The sequence below is a fragment of the Actinoplanes ianthinogenes genome (genome assembly GCF_018324205.1).
Classification (GTDB): Bacteria; Actinomycetota; Actinomycetes; order Mycobacteriales; family Micromonosporaceae; genus Actinoplanes; species Actinoplanes ianthinogenes.
Genome location: NZ_AP023356.1, coordinates 4,027,348 through 4,048,997, shown reverse-complemented (window position 1 = coordinate 4,048,997; position 21,650 = coordinate 4,027,348). Strand labels below are relative to the sequence as shown.

Here is a 21,650-nt window from a genome sequence, read left to right as displayed (position 1 = left end):
CGAAATATCACCGCTACCGCCCGTAACCTCGCATTCGTCGTGTCATTCGGCACGTCAGCTGTCGTGTGTCATCTGTCGTGTCCCTGTCGTGTCTCTGTCGTGGCGGAACGAAAGGGGTGAGGGTGCCGACCTCGGTGCTCCTCGCCGTCCTCGCCGCGGCCGGGCTGCTCGCCCTCGCCCCGGCGCTGGTCCGCCGGTACGACGCCACCGAGCGCCTCGCCGCGGAACGGGCGTCGTCGACGGCGCGGGTGCTCCAGCGCCACCGCCGTCGCCGCACCGTGCCCGGACGCCGACCGATCAACCCCGGTCGCCAGGTGACGGTTACGCTGCCCGCCCCATCGGGTGAAAATCCGCCGCCGCCACGCCGGTTGCGCCTGGTCACCGGCCGCCGCCCGGTCCGCCGCGCGCCACGCCGCCGGGGCGCTCCCGCGGTCGTCCGCCGTCGCCGGGTCTTCGCCGCGCTGGTGCTGCTCAACGTCATCGAGCTGATCGGCGTGCTGGCCGTCGGCCCCGGCTTCTGGATCAGCTTCGCGGTGACCGGCACGCTGCTCGGCGTCTACCTGGTGCACCTGCGCAACCGGGCGCTCGCCGACCGGCGCCGGCGCCGGATCCAGGCCCGCGAAGCGGCGTGGCTGGCCGCCCGGCAGGCCGAGGTGCGCCGGGAACAGGCCCGGCGGGCCGCGGCGCGGCGGGAGGCGCAGCGCCGGCTGGCCGCCCAGAAGGAAGCGGTCCGGCGGGCGGCCATGGGTCTGGACCGGGAGCCGTCCGATCTGCCGGTCGCCGCGAACGGAGGATCCGTCTCGTATCGGCGCCGCGGCGGGCTGCGCGGGCGGCCCTACGAGGCCGGTGGGCGGCACCACACCGCCTAAGAGGAGGGGTGGTTCGCGGGGTCGGTGGGGGACCTGTTAGCCTTTCGGAGGTTCCACGGTGAAGGCCTCACCGGAGAGCCGACCAGGGGCTGTGGCGCAGTCTGGTAGCGCACCTCGTTCGCATCGAGGGGGTCTGGGGTTCAAATCCCCACAGCTCCACACTTAGGCACTCTCTGTCCTGAAAGTGCGCGGACAGGGAGTGTTTCGCATTTGCTGACCTGGGGGCCGAGCCCCCAGACCCCCGCGTTACGGCGGGGACGTATCGCTTGTCGGTTCTGGACCGGCGGTGCGGCACCACTGGAAGTGGGCCGCGACTTCAAAACGCGAGGTGGGTGCCTCGTGGCGTCGGCGGGTTGGGCGACCACGGACTGCGCGCGGCTCAGATTCGCGCGTCGTGGCAATCGGTGGATTGGTTGGCCGCAGAGTCTCGGGCGGTTCGGGCTGGCCCCCATGGCCCTGTCCCAGGTCCGGTTAGGGCCGCCGAGCCCAGCCGTGCTTGCCGGGCTGGCGTCTATGGTCCTTTCTCGGGTGCGGTTAGGGCCGTCAGGGCCAGCCGGGGTTGTCGGGCTGGTGTCTATGGCCCTGTCCCGGGTCCGGGTGGGGCGGTCAGGGCCAGCCGGGTTTGTCGGGCTGGTGTCTATGGCCCTATCCCGAGTCCGGGTAGGGCGGTCAGGGCCAGCCGGGTTTGTCGGGCTGGCGCCCATGGCCCTATCCCGAGTCCGGGTAGGGCGGTCAGGGCCAGCCGGGTTCGTCGGGGTTGTCGGGCTGGCACCCATAGCCCTGTCCCGAGCCCGGATAGGGCCACCAGGGCCAGCCGGGTTTGTCGGGCTGGCCCTCACGGCCCTGTCCCGGGTGCGGTTAGGGCCACCGAGCCCAGCCGGGTTTGTCGGGCTGGCGTTCATGGCCCTGTCCCGGGTCCGGATGGGGCGGTCAGGGCCAGCCGGGTTTGTCGGGCTGGCGCCCATGGCCCTATCCCGAGCCCGGATAGGGCCACCAGGGCCAGCCGGGGTTGGCGGGCTGGTGTCTATGGCCCTATCGCGAGTGCGGATAGGGCGGTCAGGGCCAGCTCGGGGGTTGGGGTTGGCGGTCTTGGGCAGCCGCGGGCGTCGCCCTGGAGGGGTGGGCGTTTTGGACGCGTCAGCGGCCAGCCCGGCCCGGAAGGGTCCCTGGCGGGAGCGACGATCGGTGATCAGCGCGGATCCGAGTCAGCATGAATTTGATCTTGGATTGGATCCGCGGCGCGGACTGGGATCCGCTGAGCCTGCTGGGCGAGGGCGCGGGGCACGGCGGAATTAGCGGTGTAAGTGGAGGCTGGCTATTTCTTCTACCCGGGAGCGGAAGATGCCGGCTCGCTGTTCGATGGCCAGTGGGTGGCCGGTGGGCTCCAGCTCGATGTACGGGGGCTGGCCGACCGGGCGGGTGTGGACGTTGGTCTTGAGGTTGAGGGTGGTGGGGGTGTAGCCGGCGATCTCGTTGGAGAGCCAGCCGAAGTAGGGCGGCTCGTTCTCGCGGCCCGGCTGTTCCCAGACGTCGACGGCTCGGGTGAAGTTGGGGCGGCTCAGGGACACCCACATGCTGTAGGTGAAGACGTCGCCGGTGTCCCAGACCGGGAGTTCGATCAGGCCGCGGATGAAGAACCGCTCGCCGCTGATCACGCACAGGTCGGAGTCGAGGAGGCAGCCCTCGGCCTGGGCCATCTCCGGCAACCAGAAGTCCGGGGCCGGCGCGGCGAAGCTCAGCGGCGGGCCGCTGTGTGTCGAGCCGCAGGTGCCGCACGCGAACTCGTCGGTGTTCATGGCCGCGAAGCATACGGCGATGCGGGCGGGTGATCACCGCCGCGGCGGGGATGTCACACCCGCCTGACGTGGGATTTGGGCGAAATGCGAGGGTGGCTACTTTTGCGTGATACCTCTGAAGCAAGTCTCGGAGGTGACCGCCATGAAAGCACCCCTGCCCGACAACGAGATCGAGCGGCTGGCCGCGCTCTACTCGCTCGACATCCTGGACAGCCCACCGGAGAAGGACTTCGACGACATCGTCGCGCTGGCCGCCGGGGTCTGTGAGACGCCGTTGTCCATGGTCAGCCTGGTCGACGCGGACCGGCAGTGGGCGAAGGCGAGCACCGAGCCCGACCTGGTGGAGACACCGCGGGACCTGTCCTTCTGCGCACACGCGATCCTCGGCCGGGACCTGCTGGTGGTGCCGGACGCGACCCAGGACCCGCGGTTCGCCGACAACCCGGCGGTGACCGCCACCGACGGCACCCGGTTCTACGCCGGGGCGCCGCTGATGACCACCGACGGGTTCGCGCTCGGCACCCTCTGCGTGATGGACACCGAGCCGCGCCGGCTGGCGATGGAGCAGCAGCAGGCGCTGCGGGCGCTGGCCCGGCAGGTGACCGCGCAGCTGGAGTTGCGGCGGTACGCCTACGCCCTGGCCAACACCACGGCCCGGCTCCAGGAGCTGGAGCGCCGCAAGGACGACCTGGCCGGCCTGGTCGGCGGGGAGCTGCGGTCGTCACTGCGGCTGATGTCGACGTACCTGGAGAACCTCGGCGACACCGGCTACCACGACTTCGAGCTGGCCGACCTGGTCGGGCGGGCCACCGCCGCGCACGTGCGCGGCTTCCGCGAGCTGATCGACCACCTGACCCAGATGGCCGACGCCGGGCTGGGCGGGGACAGCCTGCACATGCGGCAGTGCGACCTGACCCGGGTGACGCAGCGCGCGGTCGAGGCGGTCCGGCCGATCGCGGCCAGCAAGCACATCTGGATCCTGAACCAGGCCGGCGGCCCGTCGCTGCCGATCATCGCCGACCCGGTACGCCTCGAACAGGTGCTCACCCACCTGCTGTTCGCCGCGGTGAAGTACACGCCGGAGGGCGGCCGGGTCCGGGTCGGCACCGAGATGGAGTCCGGCCCGACCGTCCGGCTCGACGACATGGACCTGCCCGACGGGATGCGCCCGGACCTGTTCCCGCACCTGTATTACGGGGCGATCGCGAACCCGGCGGACGTGCCCGGCCCGGACCGCGGGCTGGCGGTGGCGAAACGGATCCTGGACGCCCACCACGCGACCGTGGCGCTCTCCGACCGGCCCGGGGACGGAACGTCGCTGCACGTGGTGTTCCCCTACGCGGACCTGACGCCCGACGAGCTGATCCGGGATCTCGCCGTGGCGTGACGAAAAACCCGCGTCCCACCGGCTGCACGGCGGGACGCGGGTTCGTTCCTACTCGCGGTGCGCCGGGGAGGGCACCGCGGGGGTGGTGGGCGGGGCGACCGCCCGCCCGATCGGCTGCTGCTGGCGGGGCAGATCCGGCACGGTGGGCGGCCAGCTGTCCACGGCCGGCGCCACGGTCGTGGACACCGGTGGCGGTGGCGGCGTCGAGCGGGTGACCAGCCCGGCCCGGTTCAGCTTGTGCCAGCGCAGCCGGCCGCCGGTCAGCGCGGTGGTCGCCGACTGGATCAGCACCAGGTACATCAGCTGCCGGTACGCGAACTGCTGGAGCGGCAACCGCCAGAGCGCCTTGACCGGCTCCCGGTCGAAGCGGAACGCGACCAGCGCGGTGAACACCTGCAGGGCCAGCATGCCGAGCCAGGCGATCAGGGTCTCCTTCAGCTCCCAGAAGACCAGGCCGTAGACCAGCATGATGTCGACGACCGGGGCGAGCATCGGCAGCGCCACCCCGAACAGCGCGAGGAACGGCAGGCCGACCCGGCCGAAGCGCCCGGACGGGCCCTTGTCGAACAGCGCCCGCCGGTGCTTCCACATCGCCTGCATGGTCCCGTAGCTCCACCGGTACCGCTGGCGGTACAGCTGCTCCAGGGTGGTCGGCGCCTCGGTCCACGCCTTGGCGTGCTCCTCGTAGACCACCCGCCAGCCCTGCCGGCACAGCGCCATGGTGACGTCGGTGTCCTCGGCGAGGGTCTCGTCGCTGATCCCGCCGACCTGGGCGAGCGCCTCGCGGCGGAACGCGCCGATCGCCCCGGGCACGGTCGGCATGCAGTTCAGCGTCTCGTAGAGCCGGCGGTCCAGGTTGAAGCCGATCACGTACTCGATGTGCTGCCAGGTGGAGACCAGGGTGCCGCGGTTGCCGACCTTCACGTTGCCGGCCACCGCCCCGACCGCCGGGTCACCGAACGGCTGCACCAGCTTCTGGATCGAGTCCCGCTCGAAGACGGTGTCGCCGTCGACGGTGACGATCAGGTCGTGCTTGGCCAGCGCGATGCCGGTGTTGAGGGCGTTGGACTTGCCGCCGTTGGGCACCCGGACCACCCGGACGTTCGGCAGGCGCAGCCCCTCGGCGATCTCGGCGGTGTCGTCGGTGGAGCCGTCGTCGACCACCACCACCTCGATCTCCGGGTAGTCGCCGCCGGCCAGGGACCGGACGGCCGCCTCGATGCCCTCCTTCTCGTTGTAGGCGGGCACGATCACCGACACCGGGTCGGTGACCGGCTCACCCCAGCGCCAGTCCGGTCTCCGGCGCTGCCGGGCATGCCGGCCGGCCAGCAGCAGCAACAGCGCGGTCCGGCCGATGGTCAGCACGCCGACCACCACGAACAGGCCGGCGACGACGGTGACCAGGCCGTCGGCCAGGCGTACGGTCCAGATCAGCGCGGTGCCGCGCCACTCGTCGCCGGGCGCGGCGGCCGGGTTGAGCGGCAGGGCCGGGATGACCGAGGTGCTCTCCGGCGCCCGTCCGGACTTGACCGCGGCGGACTGCTCCTCGATGCCCAGGTTCAGGCCCTCGGTGACGGTGGTGAACCGGTAACCGCGAGCCTTCATCAGCGGGATGAACTTGGCCAGCGCCGCGACGGTCTGCGACCGGTCGCCGCCGGCGTCGTGGAACAGGATGATGGCCGAGCTCTCGCCGGCCGGCATCGCGTTGTGGATGATCTGGTCGATGCCGGGCCGCTGCCAGTCCTCGCTGTCCAGGTCGTTGACGACGACCAGGTAGCCGGCCTGCCCGGCCTCCTTGACGATCTTCCAGTTGGTGTCGTCGATCGCGTCGGTCTTCGACGAGTACGGGAACCGGGCCAGGTTGGTGTGCACGCCGGTGGCCTTCGCGATGGCCACCTGGTTCTGGGACAGCTCCAGGCGGCGCCGCCACGGGGCGAGCAGCTGCATGTTCGCGTGGGTGAACGTGTGCAGGCCCAGCTCGTTGCCGTCGGCCACGATGTCCTTGGTGAGCGCCGGATGGCGGGCCACCTGGGAGCCGACCACGAAGAACGTGCCGTGCGCGTCGTTCTCCCGGAGCACCTGGAGGACCTTCGGGGTCCAGATCGGGTCCGGGCCGTCGTCGAAGGTCAGCGCGATGGTGCGGTCCGGCAGCCGGCTGGTGGTCTCCTGCCCACCGGTGGTGTTGACGATCGGCCCCCCGCCGCGGATCGACAGCGGCACGCCGTCCTGGTCGCCGACCTCGGTCTCCTTGTGGTCGGCGGTGAACTCGGCGTTGATGTAAGCCTGCACCACCAGCACGGCGACGAAGAAGCCCAGCACCAGCGTGCCGAGCATGACCCGTGGCCGGGGCAGGATCCGGCGGCGGCTGCGGCCCCGGGTACGGCTGGTCACGCCGGTTCTCCCGCGGTCGTGGCCGCGGAGGCGGACGGCGTGCCGGCCGGGGTGTCGGTGTCGGCCGGGTCATCCCGGGTGGCGGGCGCCAGCGTGGGCAGCGCGGCCGGCTCCGACTTCGGCTCAGCGGCCGGTGGCTGCGGCGCCGGTGGTTGCGGCGCCGGCGGCTGCGGGGCCGCGGTCGTGGTCGGGCCGGGCGCCGGCGTGGTGGTGGTCGACTCGGTCGGCTTGGTGGTGGTGACCGTGGGCTTCGGGGTGGTCGGCGCGGGCGTCGGCTTGGTGGTCGCCGCCTTGGCCGGAGGCTTCGTCGTGGTGGTCGTCGCCGGTTTGGTGGTGGTGGCCGCCTTCGGCACGGTGGTGGTCGTCTGCCGGGCGGGTGCCCGCCGCGGCTGGTCCACCGACTCGATCAGCGGGCCGTGGGCCGGGGCGCTCGACGAGCTCACCGCCGGGGCCGGGCTCGGCTGCGGCGGCACCGCGGTCTTCTCGTCCCCGTCGTCCAGGCCGGGCAGCGGCAGCACGGCACTGGAGTTCACCGGACCGCCGGCCAGGCTGACGCCGAGCAACCCGCCGTAGGAGACGACGAGGATGCCGAACGCCAGCGCGATCCGGCGGAGCAATCGGCTCCGCCGGCCGGTGGAGTCGACGAACACCGGGGCCGGCGTCGCCACGGCGATGATTTCCGTGTCCGGAATTCGCTGGTCGGCGGTCTGCGGGTGGTGGTGCTCCTGCGTTGTCACGCGGCGAGCTTAAGAACATTTACCGCGATCTTGGCACTTGTCACCTTCTTGGGGGATGGCCGACTGATCACCCGAAAAGGGACGAAATGATGACCCCTGGGGTTTGACCCGATGGGAGGGGATGTGTCCTCGGCGAACGGCGAATCCGCTGAGCTGCGGTGCGGCCGGTGGCCCGAATACGTTACGCCAGATTCGACATCTAATTGGTGTCGTATTCCCGACCATCAACTTGAATCGTATTCATGAGATGGTATGCGTAGTAAAGGTTAAAAGAGCATAATGTCCGAATCGCTGGGATGCTGGGATCGACACGGCAATCCGTGGCCGACACCCGTTGTGCCGCTCATCCAGGCTCGTTAAGCTGCATCTTGCGCGCCCCTATCGCCCGCTTCCCCCGTGGCAGGCGATCGGGGCGCGCCCTATTTTTCGGACCTGCGTAGGTCATGATCAGCGAAAAGTCTCCAAAACGATGAAGCCCGGCGATATCGCCGGGCTTCGTGCCATCTGGGGCCGACTCGTCACCCGCGGTTCGCTTCCGCCTCGGTCCGCCATTTCCCGGTACGTCCGGAGCGCTCCCGATTCTGCGGAACGGGCGAGCGGAGCCGCCGGGACGTCTGCCGGCCCACGGCGCGAGGCGGCTGTCCGTCGCGGCGAGGCTGCTCCGGCGGCACGGAGGGGCGCACCCGCATGTGCTCTCCGGAACCACCCGCGGACAGGGGAGACGTCCCGTGTGCCAGGGGTGTCACGTGGCCTGGCCCGATCCCGCGTCCGCCCAGGGCGCTGAGGACCAGCCGCGGGGTATCGGGCTGGCCCTGACGGCCCTATCCGGGGCTGGGATAGGGCGCTGGGGACCAGCTGGGGGGTGTCGGGCTGGCCCTGACGGCCCTATCCGCGGCTGGGATAGGGCGCTGAGGACCAGCCGGGGAGTGTCGGGCTGGCCCTGACGGCCCTATCCGCGGCTGGGATAGGGCGCTGAGGACCAGCCGGGGAGTGTCGGGCTGGCCCTGACGGCCCTATCCGCGGCTGGGATAGGGCGCTGAGGACCAGCCGGGGAGTGTCGGGCTGGCCCTGACGGTCCTATCCGGGGCTGGGATAGGGCGCTGGGGGCCAGCCGGGGAGTGTCGGGCTGGTGCTGGTGGCCCTACCCGGGGATGGGATGGGGCGCTGGGGGCCAGCCGGGGGTTGATCTCCGGGACCAGCCGCGGACAGTGAAGGAGGCAGCGATTGGTTTGGACGCGCCAGCGGCCAGATCGCTGCCTCCGGCCCGGGCGGGAGCATGCGGTCCGCACCCCGCCGGGCCTGCGTAAAGGAAGATCTTGAACTTGATCTTCGGTTTGACGGGGCTAGATCCAGCGGCTGCCCAGCCACATCCGCACCGACCAGTCGTCGTAGGGCAGGGTCGACCCGATGAAGATCGGATAGAAGTAGGCGAAGCAGAGGGCCACCAGCACCATGTACGTCGCGGCGACCACCGTGCCGATCAGTTGGCGATCGGTGCGGGCCGCGCCGGAGGCCATCCCGCCCGCCGGTGTCATGATCGCGCCGAGCACGTAGACCACCGCCAGGATCAGGAACGGCAGGCCGGGCATCAGGTAGAAGGAGAACATGGTGCGGCCGTCGGCGACCGCGAAGTAGTACCACGGCAGCATGCCGGCGACCGCGCCGGTGAAGATCGCGTAGGCCCGCCAGTCGCGCCGGGCGATGCCGAACCAGACCAGGGCGAACAGCGCCGGCAGGAACGACCACCACAGGATCGGCGTGCCGAGCAGCAGGATCTCGGCGGCGCAGCTGGGCGCGCCGCAGTTGCCGTTGCCGTTCCAGTAGAACGCCACCGGTCGCCCGAGCAGCAGCCACTGCCACGGCCAGGACTGGTACGTGTGCTTCTCGGTCAGTCCGCTGTGGAAGTTGTACGCCTCGGAGTGGTAGTGCATCAGGTTCAGCAGGGCGCCCAGGATCGGCGGCTCGCTCAGCCCGTTCGCCTCCCGGTAGTGCCGGAAGTAGCCGGTGTCGGTGACGAACCAGCCGGTCCAGGTGGCCAGGTAGAAGATGACGCTCAGGACGAAGCTGAGGATCAGGTAACCGAAGTCGCCGAGGATGCCGGCCACGAACGGGCCGCGCACCCGGGCCGACCGGCGCGCCTGCCAGCGCCAGGCCACCACCAGCAGGGCGAAGAACGGCGCGAAGAACAGCGCGCTCCACTTCACCCCGCAGGCCAGGCCGAAGAAGACGCCGCTGGCCAGCAGCCACCACGGGACGATCCGCGGGATCTTGTAGGTGGCGGTCGAGTCGAAGCCGTCGGCGAGCGCCTCCTTCCAGCGCCGCCGGTAGTGGTCGCGGTCCAGCACCATGCAGGCGAAGGTCAGCAGGATGAACAGCCCGAGGAAGATGTCCAGCAGCGAGGTGCGGGACAGCACCAGCTGGAACCCGTCCAGGGTCATCAGCAGGCCGGCCATCCCGGCGAGCACGATCGAGTGGAACATCCGGTACGCCACCCGGATCAGGATCAGGATCATCAGGGTGCCGGCGATCGCCGCCGAGATCCGCCAGCCGAGCTCACGGTTGCCGTAGACCTGCTCGCCCAGGGCGATCAGCCACTTGCCGAGCGGGGGATGCACGACGTAGGCCGGGCCGTTGGTCTTCTCGTCCCACTCGACGCCGTGCTGGAGCATGTCCCAGGCGTCGGTCGGGTAATACACCTCGTCGAAGATGTAGCCCTTGGGATTGTCCACCCCGGCCAGGCGCAGGATGCCCGCGGCGAGCACGATCACCGCGGTGACCAGCCACGAATATGGGTCCAGGCGGGTGTCCAGCGTCGACAGGCGTCGCCGCACGAGGTCGGGAACGGCCCGGGCCCCTCGGGACGACTCCGCCTCGGCGGGGGGCTCCGCGGGGGTGAGGTCTGTCTCAGCTGTCGCCGTTGTCACTCCGCGATCGTAGGCTGCTCAGCTTTGAAGTGATGCCCGGGCGTGTGATGGACTTTTCCGGTGTCTCGTGAAACTTCCGGCGCCGGGCGTGTGATCCTGGTCGGCGCCCCGCTGGGCAACATCGGTGACGCCTCGGCGCGGCTGCGGGAGGTGCTCGCCACCGCGGACGTGATCGCGGCCGAGGACACCCGGCGGCTCGCCCGGCTCGTCAAGGACCTGGACGTCACCGTGCGCGGGCGGGTCGTCTCCTACTTCGAGGGCAACGACGACCGGCGTACCCCGGAGCTGGTCGAGGCGGTGTCCGGCGGCGCGACGGTCGCGGTGATCACCGACGGCGGCATGCCGAGCGTCTCGGACCCGGGATATCGCCTGGTCCGGGCCGCCCTGGACGCCGGGCACCCGGTGACCGCGGCGCCCGGCCCGAGCGCGGTGACCACCGCGCTGGCGCTGTCCGGGCTGCCCAGCGACCGGTTCGTCTTCGAGGGCTTCCTGCCGCGGACCGGGTCGAACCGGCGGTCCCGGCTGCGCGAGCTGGCCGGCGAGCCGCGGACGCTGGTCTTCTTCGAGGCGCCGCACCGGATCGGTGGCGCCCTGGCCGACCTGGCCGCCACGTTCGGCGCGGACCGGCCGGGCGCGGTCTGCCGGGAGCTGACCAAGACCTACGAGGAGATCCGCCGCGGGACCCTGGCCGAGCTGGCCGAGTGGGCCGCCACGGGTGAGCCGCGCGGCGAGATCACCCTGGTGGTGGGTGGCGCGCCGGCCGGGCCGGCGGAGCGGCCGGACGACGACGAGCTGCGCGCGGCGGTGGCCCGGCGGGAGGCCGTCGGCGACTCGCGGCGGGATGCGATCCAGGCGATCGCCGATCAGTACGGCCTGAAGAAGCGGGACGTGTACACCCTGGTCCACCAGGCTCAGTAGGCGGCGATCAGAAAACCCGCGAGCAGCAGCAGCGGGCCGCAGACGCTGGCCAGCAGGGCGTAGCGGCGGGCGCGCGGGGACTCCAGCCGCCGGGCGCCGGTCGCCCCGGCGATGCCGTACCCGCAGATCAGCACCAGCAGGAAGCCGAGCGTCCAGCGCAGGTGCATGAGCAGCCCGGGCGGCGCGGTGTAGGCCTGCCGGCTGGTCGCGCTGACCATCCGGGCGCCGGAGACCGCCCCCGGCTCGCGGGCGTCGCCGGTGATGCCGAGCAGGGTCACCCGGCGGGCGGTGAACTGCCCGTCGGTGGCGGTGAACCGGCCGGTGCAGCGCTGGGTGAGACCGGTGCCGTGGCAGCGGGTGGTGGTCGCGTACCCGGTGTCGCCGTGCCCGGCGGCCAGCCAGAACGGCTCGGCGCTGACCCAGGCGAAGAACGCCGCGAGCAGGCTCAGGCCGATCAGCGAGGCGAGCGCGCCGACCGGGTTGGTGGCCGGCGGACGGCGGCGGCGCCCGGACCGCCGGTCACGGCGCGCCTCGGCGGCGATCCGGGCCTCGTCGGTCTCCCAGAACGGCGAGTTCTCCATCCGCTCCAGGCGGGTGGCGGTGGCCGGGGACACGCCGCCCTCGGGCAGCGGGGGCAGGGGCCGTTGGTGATCCAGGACGATGGTGGGCCGGTTGCGGTCGTCGGGACCGGCCGGACTTTCCTGATCTGGTGGCTCGTCGGCCTGGCTGGGCTCGATGATCATCAGCTCGCCGGCCGTGGCCAGCCGCTCGCCGTCCCCGGGGCTCAGGTGCTGGGTCAGGTCGTCGGCACCGGCCGCGCGGGCCTGGTCGGCGGCCAGATCCGCCCACTGGACGGAGTCCGGCTCCCGATCGCCGTCGCCGCGCCACCACGTGGCGTCCGGATCGACCCGGGCCCACGGGTTCCCCGTCGGCGTTTCCCCTGGCTGCGGCGCGTTTCCCGTCACTGACCCAGTCAACTACGCGGCTCGGCGGCGGGGTGGGCAATGATCGGGCGTGTCGGGACAAATCGGTTGGCCGCTTATCCCTTCGCGGCCGGTCCGAGCGGGTCACTACGCTAGACGTCATGAGTCACGTTCTCGCCGCGGTCGCCTGGCCCTACGCCAACGGCCCGCGCCACATCGGTCATGTGTCCGGCTTCGGGGTGCCGTCCGACGTGTTCAGCCGGTACATGCGGATGGCCGGCCACGACGTGCTCATGGTCTCGGGCACCGACGAGCACGGCACCCCGATCCAGGTGCAGGCCGACGCCGACGGGGTCACCCCGCGCGAGCTCGCCGACCGGTACAACCGGGTGATCGTCGAGGACCTGCACGGCCTGGGCCTCTCCTACGACCTGTTCACCCGCACCACCACGCGCAACCACTACGCCGTGGTCCAGCAGCTCTTCGAGGGCCTGCACGCGAACGGGTACATCGTCGCCCGCACCACGCTCGGCGCGATCTCCCCGTCCACCGGCCGCACCCTGCCGGACCGTTACATCGAGGGCACCTGCCCGATCTGCGGTTACGACGGCGCCCGCGGCGACCAGTGCGACAACTGCGGTAACCAGCTCGACCCCGAGCAGCTGATCAACCCGAAGTCCCGGATCAACGGGGAGACCCCGCAGTTCGTCGAGACCGAGCACTTCTTCCTCGACCTGCCGGCGTTCGCCGAGGCGATCGGCTCCTGGCTGGACCGCCGGGAGAACTGGCGGCCCAACGTGCTGAAGTTCTCCCGCAACCTGCTCGACGACCTCCAGCCCCGGGCGATCACCCGGGACCTGGAGTGGGGCGTGCCGATCCCGCTGGACGGCTGGCGCGACCGGGCCGACAAGCGCATCTACGTCTGGTTCGACGCGGTCATCGGTTACCTGTCGGCGTCCATCGAGTGGGCCCGGCGCACCGGCGACCCGGAGGCCTGGCGGCAGTGGTGGTCGGCCGATGCGCAGGGCAAGGACGCGTCCGGCTACTACTTCATGGGCAAGGACAACATCGTCTTCCACTCGGTGATCTGGCCGGCGCTGCTGCTCGGCTACTCCGGTGAGGGTGACAAGGGCGGCCAGGCCGGCCCGCTCGGCAAGCTGAACCTGCCGACCGAGGTGGTCTCCAGTGAGTACCTGACGATGGAGGGCAAGAAGTTCTCCTCGTCGCGCCGGGTCGTCATCTACGTGCGCGACTTCCTGGAGCGCTACGACGCCGACGCCCTGCGGTATTTCATCGCCGCGGCCGGCCCGGAGTCCAACGACACCGACTTCACCTGGGCCGAGTTCGTCCGGCGCAACAACGACGAGCTGGTGGCCGGCTGGGGCAACCTGGTCAACCGGTCGATCTCGATGGCCGCGAAGAACTTCGGTGAGATCCCCCCGGCGGTCGATCTCACGCCGGAGGACGAGGCCCTGCTCTCGTTCTCGCGCGCGGGCTTCGCGGCCGTCGGCGAGCTGATCGGCAAGCACCGGCAGAAGGCCGCGATCGGCGAGGCGATGAAGGTGGTCGCCGAGGCCAACAAGTACCTCTCCGAGCAGGCGCCGTGGAAGCTCAAGGACGAGTCGCAGAAGCAGCGGCAGGGCACCGTCCTGCACGTCGCGCTCCAGGTGGTCAGCGACGCGAACACGCTGCTCACGCCGTTCCTGCCGCACTCCGCGCAGAAGGTGCACGAGCTGCTCGGCGGGACCGGCGTGCACGCCCCGATGCCGGAGATCGTCGAGGTCGAGGACCTGGACGGCGGGCCGGGTTACCCGGTGCTGATGGGTGACTACACGGTCGGCGCCCGGTGGGAGTCGGTGCCGCTGGTGGCCGGCACGCCGCTGAGCCCGCCGAAACCGGTGTTCCGCAAGCTGGAGCCGTCCGTGGTCGAGGAGGAATTGGCCCGGCTGGGCGGCGAGTCCTGATCTGGCGGTTCTCGAGAGGCCCGGCTTCGGCCGGGCCTTTCCCGTGTGCGGGCGGTGACACCGCCAACACCACGGTTTGTTCACAGAATATCCATTGATCGGCGGCAACACGCCGGTTACATTGATCGACGCCACGGGGGAACGTTGGCGTTTTGTCGATACGGACGCGTTCTGACGCGTCCACTCGATCCAACCTGCCCTTCATGTGGTCCTCACACCCCTCGAAGGAGTTGGAACTTCTGTGAAACCCCGCCTGGCACGGCCGCTGCTCGCGGCCCTCGTCGGTGGCGCACTGGTCGCGGGTGGCGCGATCGTGACGTCCCCGGCCTACGCCGACGACGTGGTGGTCACGGCGACCGAGACCACGACCACCCCGATCCCGACGGCCGACCCGACCGAGACGTCGACGACCGAGCCGGCCGGCGACCCGACCGAGACGTCCACGACGGAGACGACCCAGCCGACGCAGACCACCGAGCCGGCGCAGACCACCGAGCCGGCGCAGACGACGAAGCCGGTCGAGACGTCGACGACGGAGACCACTCAGCCGACGCAGACGACCGAGCCGGCCGACACGCCGCCGACCGTCAAGCCGCTGCGACTGTCGGCGACCTCGATCTGGGTCGGCCAGTCGGTCATCGTCTACCAGAACTCCACCGAGTTCTCAGACGCCCCCAACGACAACTCGACGCTCAAGCGGGTCGTCGACTGGGGCGACGGTGCGGTGACCGAGTTCGCTTCCGCCGCGTCGACGTACCTCAAGCACGACTACAAGCAGTCCGGCACGTTCGCCGTCAAGGAGACGGTGACCGACAACGCGGGCCAGGAGACGGTCGTCAGCAAGACCGTGTCCGTCCGGTACGCGCCGGCCGCCATCACCGTCAGCAAGAAGAGCGTGTGGCTCAACGAGCGGTACACGGTCACGGTCAAGGCGGTGCCGGCCGGCACCACCTCGTACGTGATCTTCTGGGGCGACGGCTTCTACAACACGTACAAGTGGACCGGTAAGGCCCGGACGTTCAACGCGATCTACAACGTCGACAAGAACAAGCAGCTGGTGAACGGCTACCGGCCCACCCAGATCGCGTACAACACCGCCGCCGGCACGACCACCGCGGTCACCGGCGTCTGGGTGTACGTGAAGAAGGACAGCTGGAACCCGACCGTCAAGGTCAAGAAGCCGTCCAGCGCGAACCGGCTGAAGTCCTGGAAGTACATCACCGGTACCGCGTCCGACAAGGGCGCCGGCGCGTGGGGCGTCTACGTCTTCCTGCAGCGGTACAACAAGGGCAAGCTCTACTGCGTCAACGTGCACCGCAAGTGGCAGCGGGTCTACGAGTCCAACTGGGACTCCGTCTGCACCTCGTGGTGGGCCCCGGTCGTGAAGGGCAAGTGGAAGTTCAAGGTTCCGGCCGGCCTGGGCAAGGGCTACTTCTACGCCAGCGCGTACGCCCTGGACAAGGCGTACAACGACGGCGCCTGGAAGACCGTCTCGGCGAAGATCACGCGGAGCTGATCCAGGAGCACCACGAAGCGGGGCCGGAGTGATCCGGCCCCGCTTTCGCGTCCGCTCAGAGGTGGTAGGCGAGATCCGCGAGGTGGTGGTCGGCCAGCTCGTCGACCGGCGCCCAGGCCTCGTAGACCCCGCGCTCGTAACAGCGCGCCCCGGTCGCCCCGAGCGCGTCCAGGTCCGGCCGCAGCAGCCGCAGCCGGGCCCACGACTCGTCCCGTTGCAGCACCCAGCACGGCACCCCGCGCCACAGCGCCTGCTCGGCCCGCCGGCTCAGGGTCTGCACCGGGTAGCGCGCGGCCCGGGTCAGCGCCCGCACCCGGAACTCACCGGGTGGGTCGGCGACCGCCTCGTACTCCTTGCCGTCGATCGTGCCGACCAGCCGGGCGGTGCCACTGGCGGTGCACGGCACGTACTCCCGGTCCGGGCTCACCCCGGGCAGCTCACCCAGCAGCCCGCGCCAGCGGGGCCCGGCCAGTCGCAGCCACCCGTGCTGCTCCGGCTGGTACGTGTACAGCACCACCTCGTCGCCACCCGGGACGTACGCGAGCAGCTGCGCGTTGGCCGGCATCGGCAGATCGGCGAAGCCGGCCGTGACGTACTCCGGGATCAGGTCGTCGGTGCTCGGAGTGAACCCGGTGCCCAGCACCATCGCGCCGATCCGGGAGTGGGCCGGCAGCGTGGCCAGCCCCGGCTGACCCGGCCCGGCCGGAATCTCGTAATCCGTCGGGTCGGTGGCCCGCCAGCGCAGCGCGAAGGCCACCCGCCCATCGGCCGCGCCGTCGCTGCGCAGCAGGGTCAGCTGCTCCGGGTCGGTCAGGTGCGCGAGGTCGCAGGCGCGGTAACAGAACCCGTAGGGCAGCCAGCCGCCGATGTGCCCGGCCACCTGGGCCGGCGACAGGATTTTGATCATCCGGGTGCCGCGCCGGACGGCCGCGGTCTCCCGGATCCGGCGCAGCATGGCGTCGTCCCGGTACATCGCGGACTGGCTCATCGCCTGTACTTGCTGCCAGGTCAGTTCGCGGCGCAGCGGTGCCATCAGGGGTGGGTCGAGCGGGTCGGCCCCGAGCTCGCTGTCCTCACCGGTCACGGTCACCGGCGGAACTTAAGTGACGATGGTGGATATCGGGTGAACAAGCGGTTACCGGAATATCCGACGTGCAGAATGTCTCACATGCCTTCCACGCCCCCCGCGTCGCCCAGTCCGTCACAGAAACGCCGGGACAAGGCCGCGCGCCGGGCGGGCGAGTTCCCGCCCGCCCCGGAGCCGCTGGCCGTGCCGGTCTTCGACAGCCACACCCACCTCGACCTGACCGTGCAGGAGGCCGGCGTTCCCGGCGGCGGCCTCGACCCGGTCCAGGCCCTGATCGGGGCCGCCGCCAAGAACGGGGTCGACCGGCTGGTCCAGGTCGGAGTCGATGTGGACTCGTCGCGCTGGGGCGCCGAGCTGGCCGAGAGCACCGACGCCGTGCTGGCCGCGGTGGCGCTGCACCCGAACGAGGCGCCGCGGCTCTCCGATCTGGACGAGGCGCTGCGCGCCATCGAGGCGCTGGCCGCCCGGCCGCGGGTCCGCGGGATCGGCGAGACCGGGATGGACACGTTCCGGACCGGGGACGAGGGGCGGGCAGCGCAGGAGGCGAGTTTCCGGGCGCACATCCAGATCGCCAAGCGGCACGGCAAGGCGCTGATCATCCACGACCGGGACGCCCACGAGGACGTGCTGCGCGTGCTCGACTCGGAGGGCGCCCCGGACACGGTCGTGCTGCACTGCTTCTCCGGGGACGCCACGTTCGCCGCCGAGTGCGTACGCCGGGGGTATCACCTCAGCTTCGCCGGGACGATCACCTTCGCCAGTGCCGGGAACCTGCGCGAGGCGGCCGCGATCACCCCGCCCGAGCTGATGATGGTCGAGACCGACGCGCCCTACCTGACCCCCGCCCCGCATCGGGGACGTCCCAATGCGTCGTATTTGATCCCGATTACCGTACGCGCATTGGCGGCGGCCCGTGGCATCGACGTCGACGAGCTGTGCGCCCGGATCTCGGCGAACGGCGAACGGGTCTTCGGGCCGTGGCGCTGACGCTGTAGTAAGGGGGAATGACAGAGCTGCTCGCGCTGCACGGGATCGTCGAGGCGGCGCCGGACGTGGTTGCCGCGGTGCTGCTCGACGTCCGGCCCGGCGGGCGGTCCCCGCTGGCCACGGAGGGTCCGATCGAGCCGGCCACCGACACCGGCGACGAGTTCGTCGTGGTCCGGGACGGGAGCCGGCTCACCGTCCGGGTCGACCGGGCGGCCCGCTCGGTGACCCGGGAGGGCGAGTGGTGGTACCGCGGGGTCACCTCGGTCCAGCCCGATCCGCGTGGCTCGCTGGTCATCGCCCGGATCCTCAACATCGCCAGGGGCAACCGCTGGGCGGTCCGCTGGGTCGCCCGCGGGCCGCTCAACGCCGCCCCGGCCGGGTTCGCCGCCGATCTCGACCACCTCGGCCGCGAGCTGGGCGTGCCCGCGTGGGCGCTGGACGGACCGGCCTCCTAGGCTGCTCCCATGGCTGATGGACTTCTCGGCCCGGCGGAGATCCGGGAACTCGCCGCACGCCTCGGCGTCGCGCCGACCAAGAAGCTCGGCCAGAACTTCCTGCACGACCCGAACACGATCCGCCGGATCGTGGCGGCCGCCGGCCTGCGCCCGGACGACGTCGCCCTGGAGGTCGGCCCCGGGCTCGGCTCGCTCACCCTGGGCCTGGTCGGGGCGGTCGCGCACGTGCACGCCGTCGAGATCGACCCGATCCTGGCCGCCGCCCTGCCCGGCACGGTCACCGCGGCGCACCTCACCGTGCACCCGGCCGACGCGCTGCGGGTCAGCGGCGACCGGTTCGACCCGGCGCCCACCATGCTGGTGGCGAACCTGCCTTACAACGTGGCCGTCCCGGTCGTGCTGCACCTGCTCGCCGAGCTGCCGACGCTGCGCGGCGGCCTGGTGATGGTGCAGAAGGAGGTCGCCGACCGGCTCACCGCCGGTCCCGGTTCCAAGGTGTACGGCGTTCCGTCGGTCAAGCTGGCGTGGTACTCGGAGGCTAAGCCGGCCGGCAAGGTGCCGCCCGCGGTGTTCTGGCCGGTGCCCAACGTGGATTCCGGCCTGGTCGCCTTCACCCGCCGGGAGCCCCCGGCCGGCGCCACCCGGGCCGACGTCTTCGCGGTGGTGGACGCGGCGTTCGCCCAGCGGCGCAAGACGTTGCGGGCCGCGCTGGCCGGCTGGGCCGGTGGACCCGCGCAGGCGGAGCGGGTCCTGCTGGCGGCCGGGGTGAACCCGCAGGCCAGGGGAGAGTCGCTGACGGTGGGCGAGTTCGCCGCGATCGCGGCGGCGGCGAAAACGTCAGGGCACGGCGGTAAGCTCAGCCCGTCCGGCGCACAGCCCGAGGAGGTGGAGCGGTTGAGCAAGCCGTTCGATGGTCAGGCGCCGATCCGGGACGTCACTCCGTGACCGAGGCGTGGGGTCCGGACGACGACGAGCCTCGCCCGCATAGCGGCCCGGTCAAGGTCCGTGTGCCGGCCAAGATCAACCTGCACCTCGGCGTCGGCCCGCTGCGCCCCGACGGCTACCACGAGCTGAACACGGTCTATCACGCGATCAGCCTGTTCGACGAGATCACCGCCCGGCACGGGGACACCCTCACGCTCACCATGGAGGGCGAGGGCACCGGCGAGCTGGAGCTGGACGAGACCAACCTGATCATCCGGGCGGCACGGGCTCTGGCTGCCCGGGGACGCGTCCCGGCGTACGCGAGACTGCATCTGAAAAAAGCGATCCCGCTCGCCGGCGGCCTGGCCGGCGGTAGCGCCGACGCGGCCGCCACGCTGATCGCCTGCGATCTGCTCTGGGGTCTGGGCATGTCCCGCGAGGAGCTCGCCGAGGTCGGCGCCCAGCTCGGCTCGGACGTGCCGTTCCTGCTGCACGGCGGCACCGCGCTGGGCACCGGGCACGGCGAGGCGGTCAGCCCGATCCTGGCCCGGCCGACCATCTGGCACTGGGCGGTCGCGGTCGCCGACGGCGGCCTCTCCACCCCGGCGGTCTATCGCGAGCTCGACACCCTGCGCGACGGCTCCTGGCCACCCCCGCCGCTGGGCAGCGCCGACCAGCTGATGGCCGCGCTGCGCCAGCGTGATCCGGAGGTGCTCGGCGCCGCCCTGGGTAACGACCTGCAACCGGCCGCCCTGGCGCTCCGCCCGCAGCTCGCCGACGTGCTCAAAGCCGGCGCCGAGGCCGGGTCGATCGCCGGGATCGTCTCCGGCTCCGGGCCCACCTGTGTGTTCCTGGCCGCCGACGCGGCGCACGCGCAGCAGATCGCCGACGAGCTCGTCGCGGCCGGGGTCTGCCGGGCGGCGGTCACCGCGCGGGGCCCGCAACCGGGGGCCCGGGTAATCTAGACCCCATCGTGGCCAACATCATCAACCTGGACCGGGTCAACAAGGGCTACGGCGCCGCCGGTCAGCTGCTCACCGATGTCTCCCTCGGCCTGGACGACGACGCCCGCGTCGGCATCGTCGGCCTGAACGGGGCGGGCAAGTCCACCCTCCTGCGGATGCTCGCGAAATCCGAGGAGCCGGACTCCGGACGCGTGACGCACCGCCGTGACCTGCGGGTCGCCACCCTTCCGCAGACGCTCGCCCTCGCCGCCGAGGCGACCGTGCGCGACGTCGTGCTCGGCACCGCCTGGCTGGCGCAGAGCATGGGCGCCGAGCACGAGTGGGCCGGTGACGCCGGGGTGCGCACCATCCTCGACGGCCTCGGCATGGGTCACCTCGGCCTGGACAGTCCGGTCGGGCCGATGTCCGGTGGCGAGCGCCGCCGGGTCGCGCTCGCCGCGCTGCTGGTCCGCGACAGCGACCTGCTGATCCTCGACGAGCCCACCAACCACCTGGACGTGGCCGGCGTCGACTGGCTGGCCAAGCATCTGCTCACCCGCAAGGGCGCGCTCGCCGTGGTCACCCACGACCGCTGGTTCCTCGACGCGGTCTGCACCATGACCTGGGAGGTCGTGGACGAGCAGGTGTTCACGTACGAGGGCGGTTACGCCGCCTGGATCCTGGCGCGCGCCGAGCGGCAGCGCGTCGCCGCCGCCGTCGAGGCCCGCCGGCAGAACCTGCTCCGCAAGGAGATCGCCTGGCTGCGCCGGGGCCCGCCGGCCCGCACCTCCAAGCCCAAGTTCCGGATCGACGCGGCCAACGAGCTGATCGCCGACGTCCCGCCGGTCCGGGACACGGTCAGCCTCCAGCGGCTGGCCACCACCCGGCTCGGCAAGCAGGTCTACGACCTGGAGCAGGTCGCCCTGAACGCCGGGCCCAAGCCGATCTTCCGGGATCTGACCTTCCAGGTCGGCCCCGGCGACCGGATCGCCATCCTGGGCGCCAACGGGGCCGGCAAGACCACCCTGCTGCGGATGCTGGCCGGCGCCACCAAGCCGGACGGCGGCCGCCTGGTCACCGGTTCCACCGTGCGCCCGGCCTTCCTCTCCCAGGAGCTCAAGGAGCTGCCCGGGCACCTGCGCCTGCTGGAGGCCGTCGAGGAGGTCGCCAAGCGCGTCCAGCTCGGCGACCGGGAGCTCTCGGCCGGCCAGCTCGCCGAGGTGTTCGGCTTCACCGACAAGCGGATCTGGACGCCGGTCAGCGACCTGTCCGGTGGTGAGCGCCGCCGGTTGCAGATGCTGCGCCTGCTCGCCACCGAGCCGAACGTGCTGCTGCTCGACGAGCCGACCAACGACCTGGACACCGACACGCTGGCGTCGCTGGAGGATCTGCTCGACTCCTGGCCGGGCACGATGATCGTGGCCAGCCACGACCGCTACCTGGTGGAGCGGGTGACCGACCAGGCGTACGGGATGTTCGGCGACGGTCGGCTCGTGCACCTGCCCGGCGGCATCGACGAGTACCTGGAGCGGATCCACGGGGCCGCTCCGGCCGCGGCGGCGAAAGAGTCCGCCGCCGCCGGCGCGGCGCCGGGCCTGTCCGCCGGGGAGCTCCGCCAGGCCAAGAAGGATCTGGCCCGGATGGAGCGCCAGATGGACAAGCTCGGGGAGAAGGAAGCGAAGATCAACGAGAGTCTCGCCGAGCACGGCAGCGACTACGACAAAATCGTCGAGCTGGAAGCCCAGCTCAAAGCCGTCCGGCAGGAGCGCGAGCAGGTCGAGATGGCCTGGCTGGAGCTCGCCGAGCAGGTGCCCGGAAACTGATCCGG

General features: G+C 71.3%; 16 protein-coding genes and 1 tRNA gene. 11 read left to right on the top strand and 6 right to left on the bottom strand.

Going from position 1 to position 21,650, the window contains the following annotated elements; all coding sequences use genetic code 11:
• Positions 1-122: 122 nt before the first annotated feature.
• Positions 123-869 carry a divisome protein SepX/GlpR gene (gene sepX, locus Aiant_RS18110; protein ID WP_425322675.1) on the top strand — a complete coding sequence of 249 codons (747 nt, stop codon included), beginning with the start codon at positions 123-125 and terminating at the stop codon, positions 867-869.
• 85 nt (positions 870-954) lie between these two features.
• A tRNA-Ala gene (locus Aiant_RS18105) sits at positions 955-1,028 on the top strand.
• A 1,133-nt stretch (positions 1,029-2,161) separates the two neighbouring features.
• On the opposite strand, the gene Aiant_RS18100 is transcribed toward Aiant_RS18105, so the two are convergent.
• Positions 2,162-2,665: a DUF2199 domain-containing protein gene (locus Aiant_RS18100; protein ID WP_189328380.1), complete on the bottom strand. Its 504-nt coding sequence runs from the start codon at positions 2,663-2,665 to the stop codon at positions 2,162-2,164.
• Between the two features lie 142 nt (positions 2,666-2,807).
• Between Aiant_RS18100 and Aiant_RS18095 the strand changes: the two genes are divergently transcribed.
• A complete protein-coding gene (locus Aiant_RS18095) occupies positions 2,808-4,052 on the top strand; it encodes a GAF domain-containing sensor histidine kinase (RefSeq protein ID WP_189328381.1) in 1,245 nt (414 codons plus the stop codon).
• 48 nt (positions 4,053-4,100) lie between these two features.
• On the opposite strand, the gene Aiant_RS18090 is transcribed toward Aiant_RS18095, so the two are convergent.
• The 3 genes from Aiant_RS18090 to Aiant_RS18080 all read right to left on the bottom strand — a co-directional run bounded on the left by Aiant_RS18090 (position 4,101) and on the right by Aiant_RS18080 (position 10,104).
• Positions 4,101-6,386 (bottom strand): bifunctional polysaccharide deacetylase/glycosyltransferase family 2 protein, encoded by a 2,286-nt coding sequence (locus Aiant_RS18090; protein ID WP_189328932.1) that lies wholly within the window; start codon positions 6,384-6,386, stop codon positions 4,101-4,103.
• 53 nt (positions 6,387-6,439) lie between these two features.
• The gene (locus Aiant_RS18085) at positions 6,440-7,180 is read right to left on the bottom strand and encodes a hypothetical protein (protein WP_189328382.1); all 741 of its coding nucleotides are present in this window, start codon (positions 7,178-7,180) and stop codon (positions 6,440-6,442) included.
• Positions 7,181-8,523: 1,343 nt separating this feature from the next.
• Complete coding sequence (locus Aiant_RS18080) at positions 8,524-10,104, bottom strand: dolichyl-phosphate-mannose--protein mannosyltransferase (protein WP_189328383.1); 1,581 nt, start codon at positions 10,102-10,104, stop codon at positions 8,524-8,526.
• Between the two features lie 60 nt (positions 10,105-10,164).
• Here Aiant_RS18080 and rsmI point away from each other — a divergent pair, with 60 nt between their 5' ends.
• On the top strand, positions 10,165-11,022 hold the full coding sequence (gene rsmI / locus Aiant_RS18075) for a 16S rRNA (cytidine(1402)-2'-O)-methyltransferase (RefSeq protein ID WP_189328384.1): 858 nt from the start codon (positions 10,165-10,167) through the stop codon (positions 11,020-11,022).
• Here the strand turns inward: rsmI and Aiant_RS18070 are convergent.
• Positions 11,016-11,987 carry a hypothetical protein gene (locus Aiant_RS18070; RefSeq protein ID WP_189328385.1) on the bottom strand — a complete coding sequence of 324 codons (972 nt, stop codon included), beginning with the start codon at positions 11,985-11,987 and terminating at the stop codon, positions 11,016-11,018. The two genes, rsmI and Aiant_RS18070, sit on opposite strands and share 7 nt — an antisense overlap.
• A gap of 119 nt (positions 11,988-12,106) precedes the next feature.
• Between Aiant_RS18070 and metG the strand changes: the two genes are divergently transcribed.
• Together metG and Aiant_RS18060 are read left to right on the top strand one after the other, a co-directional pair.
• Positions 12,107-13,909, top strand: a complete 1,803-nt coding sequence (gene metG / locus Aiant_RS18065) for a methionine--tRNA ligase (RefSeq protein ID WP_189328386.1) — start codon at positions 12,107-12,109, stop codon at positions 13,907-13,909.
• A gap of 241 nt (positions 13,910-14,150) precedes the next feature.
• A complete protein-coding gene (locus Aiant_RS18060) occupies positions 14,151-15,425 on the top strand; it encodes a hypothetical protein (protein ID WP_189328387.1) in 1,275 nt (424 codons plus the stop codon).
• Between the two features lie 55 nt (positions 15,426-15,480).
• Here the strand turns inward: Aiant_RS18060 and Aiant_RS18055 are convergent, their stop codons facing one another.
• A complete protein-coding gene (locus Aiant_RS18055; protein ID WP_189328388.1) occupies positions 15,481-16,515 on the bottom strand; it encodes a hypothetical protein in 1,035 nt (344 codons plus the stop codon).
• A 69-nt stretch (positions 16,516-16,584) separates the two neighbouring features.
• On the opposite strand from Aiant_RS18055, the gene Aiant_RS18050 reads away from it, so the two are divergent.
• From Aiant_RS18050 to Aiant_RS18030, 5 genes are read left to right on the top strand one after another with little or no spacing between them, the layout of a single operon-like run.
• Complete coding sequence (locus Aiant_RS18050) at positions 16,585-17,499, top strand: TatD family hydrolase (protein WP_189328389.1); 915 nt, start codon at positions 16,585-16,587, stop codon at positions 17,497-17,499.
• A 17-nt stretch (positions 17,500-17,516) separates the two neighbouring features.
• Complete coding sequence (locus Aiant_RS18045; RefSeq protein WP_189328390.1) at positions 17,517-17,954, top strand: hypothetical protein; 438 nt, start codon at positions 17,517-17,519, stop codon at positions 17,952-17,954.
• A 9-nt stretch (positions 17,955-17,963) separates the two neighbouring features.
• The gene (rsmA, locus tag Aiant_RS18040; protein ID WP_189328391.1) at positions 17,964-18,899 is read left to right on the top strand and encodes a 16S rRNA (adenine(1518)-N(6)/adenine(1519)-N(6))-dimethyltransferase RsmA; all 936 of its coding nucleotides are present in this window, start codon (positions 17,964-17,966) and stop codon (positions 18,897-18,899) included.
• A complete protein-coding gene (locus tag Aiant_RS18035) occupies positions 18,896-19,843 on the top strand; it encodes a 4-(cytidine 5'-diphospho)-2-C-methyl-D-erythritol kinase (RefSeq protein ID WP_189328392.1) in 948 nt (315 codons plus the stop codon). The genes rsmA and Aiant_RS18035 overlap by 4 nt, the downstream gene beginning before the upstream one ends.
• Positions 19,844-19,851: 8 nt before the next feature.
• Positions 19,852-21,645, top strand: coding sequence for an ABC-F family ATP-binding cassette domain-containing protein (locus tag Aiant_RS18030; RefSeq protein WP_189328393.1), 1,794 nt, complete (start codon positions 19,852-19,854; stop codon positions 21,643-21,645).
• The last annotated feature ends 5 nt before the right edge of the window (positions 21,646-21,650 follow it).

Excerpts from the sequence above, each read along its gene's own strand:
- Aiant_RS18045 (WP_189328390.1), top strand. The coding sequence starts at position 17,517 with ATGACAGAGCTGCTCGCGCTGCACGGGATCGTCGAGGCGGCGCCGGAC.
- Aiant_RS18100 (WP_189328380.1), bottom strand. The coding sequence starts at position 2,665 with ATGAACACCGACGAGTTCGCGTGCGGCACCTGCGGCTCGACACACAGC.
- Aiant_RS18090 (WP_189328932.1), bottom strand. The coding sequence starts at position 6,386 with ATGCTCGGCACGCTGGTGCTGGGCTTCTTCGTCGCCGTGCTGGTGGTG.
- metG (WP_189328386.1), top strand. The coding sequence starts at position 12,107 with ATGAGTCACGTTCTCGCCGCGGTCGCCTGGCCCTACGCCAACGGCCCG.
- Aiant_RS18050 (WP_189328389.1), top strand. The coding sequence starts at position 16,585 with ATGTCTCACATGCCTTCCACGCCCCCCGCGTCGCCCAGTCCGTCACAG.
- Aiant_RS18095 (WP_189328381.1), top strand. The coding sequence starts at position 2,808 with ATGAAAGCACCCCTGCCCGACAACGAGATCGAGCGGCTGGCCGCGCTC.
- rsmA (WP_189328391.1), top strand. The coding sequence starts at position 17,964 with ATGGCTGATGGACTTCTCGGCCCGGCGGAGATCCGGGAACTCGCCGCA.